Annotated in this window: 14 protein-coding genes; 10 read left to right on the top strand and 4 right to left on the bottom strand. The window is 68.4% G+C overall.

Translation table 11 applies throughout. From position 1 onward, the window contains the following. Nucleotides 1–69: 69 nt before the first annotated feature. Nucleotides 70–1,035: a helix-turn-helix domain-containing protein gene (locus APZ15_RS19585; protein WP_027791123.1), complete on the bottom strand. Its 966-nt coding sequence runs from the start codon at nt 1,033–1,035 to the stop codon at nt 70–72. A 72-nt stretch (nt 1,036–1,107) separates the two neighbouring features. On the opposite strand from APZ15_RS19585, the gene APZ15_RS19580 reads away from it, so the two are divergent. The 5 genes from APZ15_RS19580 (at nt 1,108) to APZ15_RS19560 (ending at nt 6,022) form a co-directional block, all read left to right on the top strand. Then, nucleotides 1,108–1,497: a VOC family protein gene (locus tag APZ15_RS19580; protein ID WP_027791124.1), complete on the top strand. Its 390-nt coding sequence runs from the start codon at nt 1,108–1,110 to the stop codon at nt 1,495–1,497. Nucleotides 1,498–1,607: 110 nt separating this feature from the next. Further along, nucleotides 1,608–2,858: a DUF1479 domain-containing protein gene (locus tag APZ15_RS19575; protein WP_027791125.1), complete on the top strand. Its 1,251-nt coding sequence runs from the start codon at nt 1,608–1,610 to the stop codon at nt 2,856–2,858. 207 nt (nt 2,859–3,065) lie between these two features. Further along, entirely contained in the window at nt 3,066–3,824 is a 759-nt protein-coding gene (locus tag APZ15_RS19570) for a dimethylarginine dimethylaminohydrolase family protein (RefSeq protein WP_027791126.1), read from the top strand. A 98-nt stretch (nt 3,825–3,922) separates the two neighbouring features. Continuing rightward, a complete protein-coding gene (locus tag APZ15_RS19565; RefSeq protein ID WP_027791127.1) occupies nt 3,923–4,387 on the top strand; it encodes an Lrp/AsnC family transcriptional regulator in 465 nt (154 codons plus the stop codon). Between the two features lie 102 nt (nt 4,388–4,489). Next, complete coding sequence (locus tag APZ15_RS19560) at nt 4,490–6,022, top strand: amino acid permease (RefSeq protein ID WP_027791128.1); 1,533 nt, start codon at nt 4,490–4,492, stop codon at nt 6,020–6,022. Nucleotides 6,023–6,132: 110 nt separating this feature from the next. On the opposite strand, the gene APZ15_RS19555 is transcribed toward APZ15_RS19560, so the two are convergent. After that, the gene (locus APZ15_RS19555; protein ID WP_027791129.1) at nt 6,133–7,047 is read right to left on the bottom strand and encodes a LysR family transcriptional regulator; all 915 of its coding nucleotides are present in this window, start codon (nt 7,045–7,047) and stop codon (nt 6,133–6,135) included. Between the two features lie 200 nt (nt 7,048–7,247). On the opposite strand from APZ15_RS19555, the gene APZ15_RS19550 reads away from it, so the two are divergent. Both APZ15_RS19550 and APZ15_RS19545 read left to right on the top strand, forming a co-directional pair. Next, complete coding sequence (locus tag APZ15_RS19550) at nt 7,248–8,633, top strand: MFS transporter (protein WP_027791130.1); 1,386 nt, start codon at nt 7,248–7,250, stop codon at nt 8,631–8,633. Between the two features lie 15 nt (nt 8,634–8,648). Further along, entirely contained in the window at nt 8,649–9,047 is a 399-nt protein-coding gene (locus APZ15_RS19545; protein WP_027791131.1) for a hypothetical protein, read from the top strand. A 49-nt stretch (nt 9,048–9,096) separates the two neighbouring features. On the opposite strand, the gene APZ15_RS19540 is transcribed toward APZ15_RS19545, so the two are convergent. Next, entirely contained in the window at nt 9,097–9,822 is a 726-nt protein-coding gene (locus APZ15_RS19540; protein WP_027791132.1) for a glutathione S-transferase, read from the bottom strand. 132 nt (nt 9,823–9,954) lie between these two features. Then, nucleotides 9,955–10,278 carry a cupin domain-containing protein gene (locus APZ15_RS19535; RefSeq protein ID WP_027791133.1) on the bottom strand — a complete coding sequence of 108 codons (324 nt, stop codon included), beginning with the start codon at nt 10,276–10,278 and terminating at the stop codon, nt 9,955–9,957. Nucleotides 10,279–10,660: 382 nt separating this feature from the next. Between APZ15_RS19535 and APZ15_RS19530 the strand changes: the two genes are divergently transcribed. From APZ15_RS19530 to APZ15_RS42225, 3 genes are read left to right on the top strand one after another with little or no spacing between them, the layout of a single operon-like run. Next, entirely contained in the window at nt 10,661–11,482 is an 822-nt protein-coding gene (locus APZ15_RS19530) for a hypothetical protein (RefSeq protein ID WP_027791134.1), read from the top strand. Between the two features lie 30 nt (nt 11,483–11,512). Continuing rightward, nucleotides 11,513–12,274: a hypothetical protein gene (locus APZ15_RS19525; RefSeq protein WP_027791135.1), complete on the top strand. Its 762-nt coding sequence runs from the start codon at nt 11,513–11,515 to the stop codon at nt 12,272–12,274. Nucleotides 12,275–12,330: 56 nt separating this feature from the next. Next, a complete protein-coding gene (locus APZ15_RS42225) occupies nt 12,331–12,570 on the top strand; it encodes a hypothetical protein (RefSeq protein WP_027791136.1) in 240 nt (79 codons plus the stop codon). Nucleotides 12,571–12,664 lie beyond the last annotated feature (94 nt).

Genomic DNA, 12,664 nt, shown 5'->3' with positions numbered 1-12,664 from the left:
CGGCAGGCCGCTCGCGTCGGGCAATCGCAACGCCACGACACCCCGACGGGTCATCCCGTCGGGGTGTTTTCATTTGCGCGCCGGATCGGCGCGATGCTCCAGCGACGGCGGGCGTGTGTCGAGTGCGGGCGCGTCGTCATCGGGCGCATGGCCGTGCCGCACGAAGAACTGCCGGTAGGCGCCGGGCGTCATCCCGCGTGCGGCGAGGAACTGGCGGTTGAAGTTCGCGGCATTCGGAATGCCGCAGCGCGCGGCCACGGTCGCGATCGGCCAGTCGGTGCCGACGAGATGACGGCACGCGTGCGCGAGCCGCAGCCGCTGCACGTAGCGCCCGACGCTTTCGCCGAGATGCCGGACGAACAGGCGCTGCAGCGTGCGTTCGGACATGTGCGCAGCGGCGGCGAGCGCGTCGATGCGCAGTGGTTCGTGGAAGTGCCGGTCGATCGCGTCGAGCACGCGGTCGAGGCGCTCCGCTTCGGGGGCGGCCGTATCGGCGCGCGGTGTCGTGCGTTCGCTCCGGTCGTACGCGTGCGCGGTGGCGAGCGGCTCGCCGCCGGCTTCCGCGAGATCGGCGAGCGTGTCGAGCGCGGCCGCGAGCCTGGTGCGCGGCGACGGATCGAGCAAGTGCGGCAGCCGCGCCCGCATCGCGCGGGCTGTGTCCGTGTCGAAGCGCAGGCCCGGTGTGGCACGCCGCAGCAGCGAACGCAGCGGCGCGTATTCGGGGCAGCAGTCGGCCAGCCGCCGCACCCAGTCGCCGTCGAACCAGATGACGACCGCGACCTCGGGCGCATCGCGATCGATGCGCGCGTTCGACGACCAGGTATGCGGCAGGTTGGGCGGCACGAGCACCAGGTCGTCGTCTGCGTAGTGCGCGACGTGATCGCCGATGAAGCGCCGGCCGCGGCTGTTGAGCGTCAGCGTCAGTTCGTACTCGGGATGGCGATGCCATTCGAACGGAATGCGCGCGAGCTGGCGGTGGTAGACGCGGATCGAACAGCCGGGGGCGAACGTCACGTGCTCGTACTGCGGTTTCATCGCGGCCTCCGGGAGAGGGCGGGCATCGCGCCATGGCATGATCGAGGGCGATCGTCACGACGGAGCAATGCCATGTTTTCACATGTTTGCGTGGGCGTCAGCGACACCTCACGCGCCTACGATTTCTACGCGCCGCTGTTCGAGGAACTCGGGCTGCGCCTGAAATTCCGCGAGCCGGACGGCTGGACGGGCTGGATGCCGGCCGACGCCGACCGGCCGCTGTTCTTCTTCGGCCAGCCGCTCGACGGCCGCGCGCCCGAACCGGGCAACGGCCACACGATCGCGTTCGTTGCGCCGACGCGCGCGCACGTCGATCGCTGCCACGCGCTCGCGCTGCGCCACGGCGGCACCTGCGAAGGGCCGCCGGGCCTGCGGCCGGACTATCGCCGCGATTACTACGGCGCCTATTTCCGCGATCCGGACGGCAACAAGCTGTGCGTGGTCTGTCATCGTCCCGAGTGATCCAGGGTTGTCAGGATTGTATCGATAGTTGGCCGGATAACGGTGATCTCGGCAGCGCACCGGCCGTACGCTGACGGCACATCACGACACCTGTCAGCGAGGAGACCACGATGCAATTGACGATTGACGACCTGCCTGCCGCGATTCGCGACGCGAAAAAGGGGCTGCGCGCCGACCTGTCCGGTTATGCGGCCACGTTTCGCGAGCTGGAGGGCGACATCGCGCGGCAGGTCGACGCGATCCGCCGCGCGCATGCGCATGGTCACGACGTGATTCCGGTGGTGCCGTTCGCGGACATCGCGGGCGGGACCGTCGATCCGCGCGCGGTGGCAGCGATCCGCACGCATGGCGCGGTCGTGATTCGTCGCGTATTCGATGCGCGGCAGGCGCGCGACTGGAACGACGAGATCGGCGCGTACCTGGACGCGAACCGCTTCACCGAGCGGCTCGATGCGCGCGCCGAGGATCGCTATTTCGGCAACCTTGCGTCGGGCAAGCCGCAGATCTACGGCGTTTATTGGTCGAAGCCGCAGGTGGTTGCGCGCCAGTCGCCGGCCCTGACGCAGGCGCGCGTGTTCCTGAACCGCCTGTGGCGGCACGCCGACAGCGGGCGTACGCACTTCGATCCCGACCAGGTGCCGGCCTATGCGGACCGGATTCGCCGCCGCCCGCCCGGCTCGACGTCGCTCGGGCTGTCGCCGCATGTCGACGGCGGTTCCGTCGAACGCTGGCTCGGCGCGAACTTCCGCCAGGTCTACCGTCACGTGCTGGCCGGCCGCTGGCGCGATTACGACCCGTTCGATGCGGCGTTCCGTCCGGACGTCGAGGAGATTCCGTCGCCGGCCGTGTGCTCGATGTTCCGCACGTTCCAGGGCTGGACCGCGCTCACGCCGCAGGGGCCGGGAGACGGCACGCTGCAGTTGATCCCGGTTGCGAACGCGATGGCCTATGTCGTGCTGCGCGCGCTGCAGGACGATGTCGCCGACGACGACCTGTGCGGCGCGCGTCCGGGGCGCGCGCTGTCGATCCGGCCCGAATGGCACGCACTGTTGCTCGATGCGCTGGTGCCGATCCCGCACATGGAGCCGGGCGACGCGGTGTTCTGGCATGGCGACGTCGTGCACGCGGTCGAGGATGCGCACCGCGGCAGCGGCGACAGCAACGTGATGTACATCGCGGCCGCGCCCGGTTGCGCGAAGAACGACGCGTACCTGCTGCGCCAGCGGGCCGCGTTCCTGCGCGGCGAGAGCCCGCCCGATTTCCCGGCCGACCATTTCGAGGTCGAATTCGACGGACGGGGCGGGGAGGGCGATCTCTCGGCGCTCGGCCGTTCGCAGATGGGGTTCGGGCCGGGCGCTTAGCCCGCGTCGCACGGGAAAGCGGCCGTTCGCCACGCGGTGAACGGCCGTCTGCCGAATCCGCTGCGGGCTGCGTGCAATTCGACGCAATCGGCTGTCTGCGCAGCCGAAATCGACGCGAATTGCGCAATTTGGCTTCCGATAATGGTCCGGACACAACGCAGCCGCCCCGTGTGCCGCACGGGTGTGGCGCTGACCATGGAGGAGTCGATGCAATTCACGCAAGCGATCGTTCGCCGCCCCGCGCCGTCCTGTGGCGCGGGCCTGACTACTGCCGAGCTCGGCGCGCCCGACTACGACAAGACGCTCACGCAGTTTCACGCATACTGCGACGCGCTGCGCACGCTCGGCGTCGAGCTGACCGAACTGCCGCCGCTGGACGCGTTTCCCGATTCGCACTTCGTCGAGGACGTCGCGGTCGTGACACCGGAATTCGCGGTGATCACGCGCCCCGGTGCGCCCGCCCGGCGCGGCGAGACGGTGCACATCGAAGCGGCGCTCGCCGCGCATCGCGACCTGCTGCCGATGCAGGACGGCCGGCTCGACGGCGGCGACGTGATGCTGGTCGGCAAGCGCTTCTACGTCGGCCTGACGGGCCGTACCGACGCCGAAGGCATTGCCGCATTCGAAGCGCTCGTGTCGCGCTACGGCTATTCGGTCGTCGCGGTGCCGGTGGGCGCCGGCCTGCATCTGAAGTCGGTCGTCAACGCGCTCGGCGACGACACGCTGCTCGTGACCGAAGCGCTGGCCGCGCATCCGGCATTCGCCGACTATCGCCGGATCGCGATCTCAGCCGCCGACGAATACGCGGGCAACACGCTGCGCGTGAACGGCACGCTGATCACGCCGGCCGGCTACCCGCGCGTGCACGACGCGATCGCGTCGCTCGGGCTGCCGCTGCACGTGATCGATACGAGCGAGTTCCGCAAGATGGACGGCGGCCTGACCTGCCTGTCGCTGCGGTTCTAGCCGATTGGCGCGCGGCCGCTTCGGCCCGATAATGTGGCCCCCGCGCGGAACAGGAAACGTTCCGCGCACCAGCCACGACCCGACCGGAGCGAACGCGGATGACCGACAAGAAGATGCAGCTCGACAAGATCGATCTCCGGATCCTCGACATCCTGCGCACCGACGGGCGCATTTCCTACCGGAAGCTGTCGGAGCTCGTGAACCTCACGCCGCGGCCCTGCCAGGCGCGCGTGGAGCGGCTCGAGGCGCTCGGCGTGATCGAGGGCTACCGTGCGGTGATCAAGGCGCCGCGCGTGACCAAGCCGATCGTCGTGATCGCGCAGATCGTGCTGGCCGACCACGGGCGTTCGCAGGCGCCGTTCGAAGACGAAATGCGTGCGAATCCGGCCGTGCTCGATTGCTGGCTCGTCAGCGGCACGTTCGATTTTCTCGTGCGGCTCGCGTGCGAGGATCTCGACGAGTACCGGCGGATCGCGAACGTGTGGCTGGAAAGCCCGCGATTCCGGATCGAGAAGATCGTGACGACGGCCGAACTGCAGGCGATCAAGCGCACCGTCGTGTGAGGCGGCCGGCCGGGAAGGGCCGGTTTCGACGCGAATGACCGGGCCTGACGATTTGTATTCCGAATCAAATTGTCCGGCCCGAATCCAATCAGGGTGAACACTATGGATGCTATGCAAGCGGCAGTGGAGACGGCCGCGCCGTCGGGAACGACGCTGAAGCGCCGTCTGCAGGGCCGCCACATCGCGATGATCGCGATCGGCGGCTCGATCGGCACGGGGCTGTTCGTCGCGTCGGGTGCGTCGGTCGCGCAGGCGGGGCCGGGCGGTGCGATCGCCGCGTATATCGCGATCGGGCTGATGGTGTACTTCGTCGTTACGGGCCTCGGCGAGATGGCCGCGCTGATGCCGGTATCGGGTTCGTTTGCGATCTACGGCGAGAAGTACGTCGACGAAGGCTTCGGCGTCGCGCTCGGCTGGACCTACTGGTACAGCTGGGCCGTGACGATCGCGATCGAGCTGGTCGCCGCGCAGATCGTGATGCGCTACTGGTTTCCGACCATACCCGGCATCTGGTGGGGCGCGGGCTTCCTCGTGCTGATCTTCCTGCTGAATACGCTGTCGGTGCGCGGCTTCGGCGAATCGGAATACTGGTTCTCGCTGATCAAGGTCGTGACCGTGGTCGCGTTCATCGCGGCCGGGCTGCTGATCGCCGCCGGCCTGATCGGGAACGGGCATCCGGTCGGCTTGCGCAACTTCACGACCGGCGACGCGCCGTTTGTCGGCGGCGTGCACGCGATGATGAGCGTCGCGCTGATCGCGGGATTCTCGTTTCTCGGCACCGAGCTGGTCGGGATCACCGCCGGCGAATCGGAGAATCCGCGCAAGACGATCCCGCGCGCGGTGAAGCAGATTTTCTGGCGGATCATGCTGTTCTACGTGTTCGCGATCTTCGTGATCGGCCTGCTGGTGCCGTACACGGACCCGAACCTGTTGAAGAGCGACGTGACCGACATCGGCGTGAGCCCGTTCACGCTGGTGTTCAGCCATGCGGGTTTCCGGCTCGCCGCCGGCGCCATGAATCTCGTGATCCTGACGGCCGTGCTGTCGGCCGGCAACTCCGGCACCTATGCGGCGACGCGGATGCTGTACAACCTTGCTGCGGAAGGGCGCGCACCGGCGATGTTCGCGACGCTGTCGCCGGGCGGCGTGCCGCGCAACGCGCTGTACGCGACGATGGCCGTCGGCGGGCTGTGCTTTCTCACGTCGCTGACCAACAACCAGAGCATCTATCTGTGGCTGCTGAATACGGTCGGCATCACGGGTTTCATCGCGTGGCTCGGCATCGCGGTCTGCCATTACCGGTTCCGCAAGGGGTTCCTGAAGCAGGGCTACCGGCTCGACCAGCTGCCGTACCGCGCGAAATGGTTCCCGTTCGGGCCGCTGTTCGCGATCGCGATCTGCATCGTGATCTCGCTCGGGCAGGATTACCAGGCGTTCTTCGCGGCCCGCATCGACTGGATGGAAGTGCTGTCGATCTACGTGTGGATTCCGCTGTTCGTCGCGATCTGGTGGGCATATCGCCGGGCGCGCAAGAGCCGGCTCGTGCGCTACGAGGAGATGGACATCGGGCCGTGGCTGACGCGCTCGGTCGAGGCCGTCGATGCGGCGGCCACGCAGCACGGGCATCCGCACTGACTAGTCGGTATTGAACGCGCGGTACCGAAAGCGCGGCAACGGAAGCCGGTCGTATCGGACGGCCGGCTCCGCAACGACGGCCCGCGCGCGGCGGCGCACGCAAACCGCGCTCAGTGCGCGTGCTGCAACCGCGCCTTCATGAAGTCCACCCACGCGCGCACTTTCTGCGGCACGTGCCGCGTCGCGACGTACAGCGCGTAGACGTTCTGCTGCGGAAACCGGTACGCGGGCAGCGCATCGACCAGCGTGCCGCTTTCGAGATCGTCGCGCACGAGCCATTCGGGCAGCAGCGCGACGCCGCTGCCCTGGCGCGCGAGTTCACGCAACACCGATGCGTTGTCGACGACGACGCGAGGCTTCGCGGCCGGTCGAAATGCATGTTCGTTGCCCGCGCGATCGGTGAGCGTCCATTCGGCGATTCGCTCGAGCCGGCTGTGGCCGAGCTGCGGCAGGCGGGCGAGGTCGGCGGGCGACGCCGGTTTCGGGTGCCCGGCCTTCGCCGGCAGGTCGGGCGCCATCACGGCGAGGACGTCGTAGGTGGCGAGGCAGATGCCGCGATAGGGCAGGTCGCGAAAGTGCTCGTGGCGTCCGAGCCGGATCGCGACGTCGAAGCGGTCGCGCACGAGATCGGCCTGCGACGTATGCGTTTCGAGCCGCACGCGTAACGCGGGATGCTGCGCGGTGAACGCATGCAGCATCGGTGCGAGGACGCGCGCCGCATACTCGACGGTCGACGTCACGCGCAGCATGCCCTGCATCCCGCCATGCTCGCCGCGCACTTCGTCGATCGCGCCTTCTGCTTCGTCGAGCACGCGCAGGCAGCGCTGGTAGAAGCGCTCGCCGGCGTCGGTCAGCTCGACACGCCGGGTCGTGCGCGTGAGCAGCGTGACGCCGAGCTCGGCTTCGAGCTGTTTCACGTTGAAACTGACGGCCGCCCGCGCCTGGTTCAGTGCGGTGGCGGCGGCCGTGAACGAACCGGCTTCGACCACGGCACGGAAAACGGCGAAACGATCGAGGCTCACCATGGTTGGGGCGTGGGTCCTGTCTGGCTGTTGGATCGCTCGAAGGGTACCCGAATGTGCGGCCGCGCGGCGTTGCGGCGCTACGGCGTTGGGGCGGCGCGATCCGATTGTCAAAAAATTGCGACGGGACTCGTCGCATCCGGCCGCTTACCGATACGCGTGCCGGCTTCTACACTGCGGCGTTTCGTGATGTTCCCGCCGCCATGCCAGACCGTTCCAGAATCGCCGCCGTCTACCTGCTCGGCTTCGCGATCGACCTCGCGAACATGTTCATGCTGAACGCCGCGTATCCGGCGCTGCAGCGCAAGCTGCACGCGTCGGTCGCGCAGCTTGCGTGGGTCGGCAACATGTACGTGCTCGGCCTGACCGTCGTGATTCCGTTCGGCACGTGGCTCGCGCGCCGCTGCGGCGAGCGGCGCGTGTTCGCGGCATCGCTGCTGCTGTTCGGGCTCGGCAGTGCCGGCGTCGGCGCGTCGCCGTCGATCGAGACGCTGCTCGCGTGGCGGCTGGTCCAGGGGCTCGGCGGCGGGCTGCTGATTCCGGTCGGGCAGACGATGGCCTATCGCGCGTATCCGCCGCAGGCGCGGGCGCGGCTCACGTCGGTCGTGATGATGGTCGCGCTGCTCGTGCCCGCGTTGTCGCCGGCGATCGGCGGGGCGATCGTCGATCGCGGTTCGTGGCGCGCGATCTTCTTCGTGATGTTGCCGATCGCGGCCGCGACCTGCGCGCTCGCGTTCGCATGGCTGCCGCACGACGGCGCGCGCGACCGGCCGCCGCGGCTCGACTGGCCGGGGCTCGGCCTGAGTGCGGTCACGCTCGTCGCGCTGCTGCTCGGGCTGACCGCCGCGGGGCAGCCCGGCGGCGCGGTATTCCCGCTCGCGATGCTGGCCGTCGCGAGCGCGGCAGGCGCAGGCTATGCGGCGCATGCGCGTCGCGCCCTGTCGCCGGTCGTCGACCTGCGCCTGCTCGCCCAGCCGCTGCTGCGAACCGGCGTGGTGGTCTATCTGTGCGTGCCGGGCGTCTTCACGGGCGTCAACCTCGTCGCGTCGCTCTATCTGCAGAACGCGCTCGGGTTGAGCGCTGCGCATGCCGGCGCGCTGATGCTGCCGTGGGCGATCGCGGCGTGCTTCGCGATCGCGACCACGCGCCGCTGCTTTGCGCGCCACGGCGCGAAGCCGTTATTCGCGAGCGGCATCGCGATCGATTGCGTCGGCATCGCACTGCTCGCGACCCCCTGGGCCGGCGTCGAAGCCGTGCGCATCGCGGCATTCGCGGCGATGGGGTTCGGCGCGAGCCTGTGCACGAGCACGTCGCAAAGCGCGGCGTTCGTCGATGTGCTTGCCGACCGGATGGGCGACGCGAGCGCGCTGTGGAACATCAACCGCCAGTTGAGCTTCTGCGTCGGCGTGGCCGTGCTCGGCAGCGCACTCAATGCGTTGCTGGCGTTCGACGCGGGCGGGCCGTCGCTCGCGCCGTACCGCTGGTGCTTCGGGCTGGCGGTCGTGCTGACGTTGCTGCCGCTGGGCCTGATTGCGCGGCTTCCCGCATACCGTGCGCCGGTCGCGCAACCCGTTTCATCCCACTCGTGAGAACCTGAGAGCCTTATGAATTTGCCGAATCCGTATTTCAAGGAAGTCGTCGACACCGTTGCCGACATCGCGTGCTGGTTGTCCGGCCGTGCCGGCCCCGAGCGGCTCGCGACGCTGATGGCGCGCTTCTCGCCGGGATTTTCGATGATCACGATGTCGGGCACGGTGCTCGATTACGCGGGCATCGATGCGCTGTTTTCACACGGGCACGGCGCGCGCCCCGGGCTGGTGATCGACATCGACGAGTTGCGCGGGCTTGCCGTGTGGTCCGATGGCGCGACGATCGGCTATCGCGAGACGCAGACCGACGCGCAAGGGCAGCGCACGGTGCGGCGCTCGACGGTCGTGTTCCGGCGCGAGGCGGACGGGCTGATCGTGTGGCGCCATTTGCACGAGACGCCGGTCGTCGCGTGAGCGGGGCATCGGCCGCCCTGCCTGAGGCGGCGCGGATGCGGTGCCGGCGTTACTTGTCCAGCTCCGGATAGTGCCGGAAGATGCCCATGTCGTTGAACGGGATGCGGCGTTCCGACGCGAGGTAGCGCGCCACCGGCGGATGCTCCGCGACGCGGTCGTGCAGCGCGACCAGCGCCGCGATTTTCCGCTCCGCGCGCTTCATCGCTTTCGGAAACGCGTAACGCAGCCCCTCGATCAACTGGAACATCGACAGGTCCGCATAGCTGAGTGTATGGCCGGCGATGTAGCCGCTCTTGTGCGGGTTCTGGTCGAGTACGCGCTCGAAGTAACCGAGGAATTTCGGCAGCCGGTTTTCGAGGAAATCGGCCGCGCGCTCGGCGGCTTCCGCCTGCTGGTCCTCGTAGTAGAGGCCGCTTGCGATCGGATGGTGCGTGTCGTGGATCTCGGTGACGAAATCGGCCACGGTCAACTGAAGCTGGTGCACCCACAGCCGGCCGGCTTCGTCGTCCGGCGCGAGCCCGAGCCGCGCGCCGAGAAACAGCAGGATGTTCGCGGTCTGCCCGACCACCAGGTCGCCGGCTTTCAGGAACGGCGGCGCAAACGGCACGCATTCCGCCTTCGCGCTGTCCATCATGCGCATCATCGCCGGCACCCCCATGCCGCGCCCCGATTCGCGCGCGACGTCGACGTAGTCGGCTTCCGCCGCCTCGAGCGCGAGCCGCACATATTCGCCTCGGCCCTGGATCTCGGGCCAGTAATACAGTTCGTATCGCATGCTGTTTTCCCGTTCGTTGAAGCGGCTGCCACCGGCATCGTGACGATCGGGCGGCCGCGCGTCGCGCGCCGCCCGCTGCGAATAGACAGTCTAGGCGATCGCGGGAAAAGTGCCGCGCATCGCCATCGCACGCTACGCGCCGCGCTCGCCGCCTTCGGGGCCGTAGAAGAACACCCAGGTCGAGAAGTCGCCGGAGAAGCCGGTGAAGCGGTGGTCGGCGTGTGCCGGGACGAACAGCACGTCACCGGACGCGACCGCGCATTCGCGTCCGTCGACGACGAAGTGCGACGTGCCGGTGGCGATCACGTAGACCTCGTCGCGCGCGTGCGGCTTCTGCTTGTCCTCGATGCGCGGCCGGTACAGCTCGACGTCGAGCGTGCCGTGGCGAAACAGCGTCGTGAACAGCGTGCCTTCTTCGTCGAGACGGGTGAGCGATTCGTTCAGGCCGAGCTTCATCGTGGTGTACTCCGGGTCCGGGGCGTGGGGATTGCCCATGTGCGTTGCGCGATCGTAGCGCGTCATGCCGGGAAGTCGCGCGGAGCGCATGATCGCCATCCGTGGAACGAATCGCGCAGGCGTTCACCCTATGTGAAACGCAGGCATCCATCCGCGAAACGACGATGCGATTGCGCGTATTGGCTCGCGAGCTTCACCGCAATTTAACAAACGCCGACTACGATCCGGGCTCGTCAATCGACGCAAGCGCGGCGATTCGGTCCGCGCTGCGGTACTGCCGTCCGTCGCCACCTGCGCGACTCGCCCGATTGCGATTTCCCGTGACCGTGAATGCGACGCCGAGGTATCGCGTCGACGTCATTCGCATCATTTCGTATTTCTCATGAAACTGAATCCGCTGGCTTCCTCACGCAGAAAATTCCTGGCCGCCGCGCCGGCCGTCGCGGCGGTGCCGCTGCTGAGCGCATGCGGCGGCGACGACGTCACGTCGATGCCCGTTACCGACGCCGCGCTGGCCGCGCAGATGTCCGCGAAGCTGAATGCGCAGCTCGGCGATGCCGCGACGGTCGGCGCGATCCAGCCGGCGCTGACCGACGTCGGGTTTGCGTGGGACCTGCCGACGATGCCGGCGGCCCAGGCCGGCGCGATCGTCGCGTACAGCTTCGGCAATCGCCCGAACGCGGCAAGCGGCAATACGTCGAGCACGGGCGGCAACCAGTCCGCGCTGCCCGATCCGGGGCCTGTCAACGAAGCGCTCGCGGACGCCGTCTATCGCATTCGGCAACTGAAGCCGGTCAAGGTCTACGCGCAGTGGGAGATCGCCCGCTTTCTCGTGTCGAAATACGGGATGGGCGCCGACGTGCTGTCGTCGATCGAGCCCGTGATCGCGAGCGACGGCACGATCGTGTACCTCAGCACGGCCGGCGTGGCCGCTGAGGCCGCGGCGCGCGCGGGCGGCGCGGCCGCGATGGGCAGCGTCGCGGTGGTCGGCCATCGGGATCACGCGAAGCGCTGCATCCAGACCTCGCAGCAGGCGGGCATGAAGGCGGCCGCGGTTGCCGAGGTGCCGTTGCCGACGCGCTACGACCCGCAGTCGGGCCAGCCGTGGACGCGCAACCGCAGCCTGTACCTCGTGCACGACATGTATGCGCAGATGCTCGCCCGCGCGGTCGGCGCGACGATGCAGGCGTTCCCGAAGGGCTGACGCACTCTCTTTCTCCCGATTCCGATGACCATGCAGACCCGCCGCCATTTCCTCGCTTCCGCTGCCGCGCTTGCCGCGACCGGTGCCGCCAGCACGCCGGGCTTCGCCGGCGACGCTCCCGTTTCAGATGCCGAGCTGCAACGCCAGATGCTCGGCAAGCTGACGAACGAACTGAACGACCGCGCAGCCGCCGCCGACGAGGCCGGTTACCTGTTCGAGACGTTTTTCTCGTGGACGCCGCCGACCGTCCAGGCCACGGCCATCAACACGATTGCCGCATTCGCTTTCGGCAGTCGCGCCGCGCCGTCGTCGGGCGCCGCGCCGGTGCCCGACCCCGTGAACGAGGCGATTGCCGACGCCGTGTTCCTGCTGCGCCAGAAGGTCGCCGCGCGGATCTTTGCGCAGCAGGAAGTCGCGAGCGTGCTCGCGTCGAAATACGGGCTGACGGCCGGCGTGACGTCGATCGCGACACCGGCGCCGGCCGCCGGCAGCCCGATACCGACGCCCGACGGCGTCGTAACCGCGATCGTCAGGCAGGCCGGCTCGGCCTCGGCACTCGGCAGCGTCGGTGTCGTCACGCATTCGGATCAGGCGTCGATTGCCGTGCGCGTGTCGAAAACCGCGGGGATTCAGGCCGCGGTGCCGGCGGGCCTGACGCTGCCGTCGCTCTACGACGCGTCCGCGCAGATGCCGGCCTTGCGGCGCCGCGATCTTTACCTGCTGAGCAACGTCGGCGTGCAACTCGGGATGCTGCGGCTCGACCTGATCAACCGCGAATACCCGAACGGCTGACGCTGCGGGGCACTCGCGGCATCCACCGCCGAACGACTTCACGTTCCGGGCGCCCGGTGTGCGGCGCAATCGCGAGCTACGGGCCGTTCAAGACGCCGTCGCTGCACGACACGTCGCAGCGAAGGGTGTTGTTCCGCAACGGCCGCTTCCACTCGCCGGAGGACGCGCAGCGCTTCTGCGTGCAGCGCGATACCGACCCCACGAAGGCGGCCAGCCGTCGCGTGTCGCCGCGACATGCGTCCCACGCGACGGCTGCAACCGCCGCCGCGCCGTTCGCGCCCGCATTTGCCGGGTAATGCCGATACAGGTATTGGTACTACCAGCCAAACCACTGTTTTTAATGGGTTTTTTCGCGTGCGGCCCGCGCCGTGACGCGTTCTGCGTGGCATA

Origin of the sequence: Burkholderia cepacia ATCC 25416, assembly GCF_001411495.1 — a bacterium.
Lineage (GTDB): Bacteria > Pseudomonadota > Gammaproteobacteria > Burkholderiales > Burkholderiaceae > Burkholderia > Burkholderia cepacia.
The sequence above is the reverse complement of the archived record's forward strand: the minus strand, read 5'-3'. Positions and strand labels throughout refer to the sequence as shown.

Bases quoted from the DNA above. Each gene is read 5' to 3' on its own strand.
- APZ15_RS19585 (WP_027791123.1), bottom strand. From the start codon at position 1,035: ATGAAACCGCAGTACGAGCACGTGACGTTCGCCCCCGGCTGTTCGATC.
- APZ15_RS19580 (WP_027791124.1), top strand. From the start codon at position 1,108: ATGTTTTCACATGTTTGCGTGGGCGTCAGCGACACCTCACGCGCCTAC.
- APZ15_RS19575 (WP_027791125.1), top strand. From the start codon at position 1,608: ATGCAATTGACGATTGACGACCTGCCTGCCGCGATTCGCGACGCGAAA.
- APZ15_RS19570 (WP_027791126.1), top strand. From the start codon at position 3,066: ATGCAATTCACGCAAGCGATCGTTCGCCGCCCCGCGCCGTCCTGTGGC.
- APZ15_RS19565 (WP_027791127.1), top strand. From the start codon at position 3,923: ATGACCGACAAGAAGATGCAGCTCGACAAGATCGATCTCCGGATCCTC.
- APZ15_RS19560 (WP_027791128.1), top strand. From the start codon at position 4,490: ATGGATGCTATGCAAGCGGCAGTGGAGACGGCCGCGCCGTCGGGAACG.
- APZ15_RS19555 (WP_027791129.1), bottom strand. From the start codon at position 7,047: ATGGTGAGCCTCGATCGTTTCGCCGTTTTCCGTGCCGTGGTCGAAGCC.
- APZ15_RS19550 (WP_027791130.1), top strand. From the start codon at position 7,248: ATGCCAGACCGTTCCAGAATCGCCGCCGTCTACCTGCTCGGCTTCGCG.
- APZ15_RS19545 (WP_027791131.1), top strand. From the start codon at position 8,649: ATGAATTTGCCGAATCCGTATTTCAAGGAAGTCGTCGACACCGTTGCC.
- APZ15_RS19540 (WP_027791132.1), bottom strand. From the start codon at position 9,822: ATGCGATACGAACTGTATTACTGGCCCGAGATCCAGGGCCGAGGCGAA.
- APZ15_RS19535 (WP_027791133.1), bottom strand. From the start codon at position 10,278: ATGAAGCTCGGCCTGAACGAATCGCTCACCCGTCTCGACGAAGAAGGC.
- APZ15_RS19530 (WP_027791134.1), top strand. From the start codon at position 10,661: ATGAAACTGAATCCGCTGGCTTCCTCACGCAGAAAATTCCTGGCCGCC.
- APZ15_RS19525 (WP_027791135.1), top strand. From the start codon at position 11,513: ATGCAGACCCGCCGCCATTTCCTCGCTTCCGCTGCCGCGCTTGCCGCG.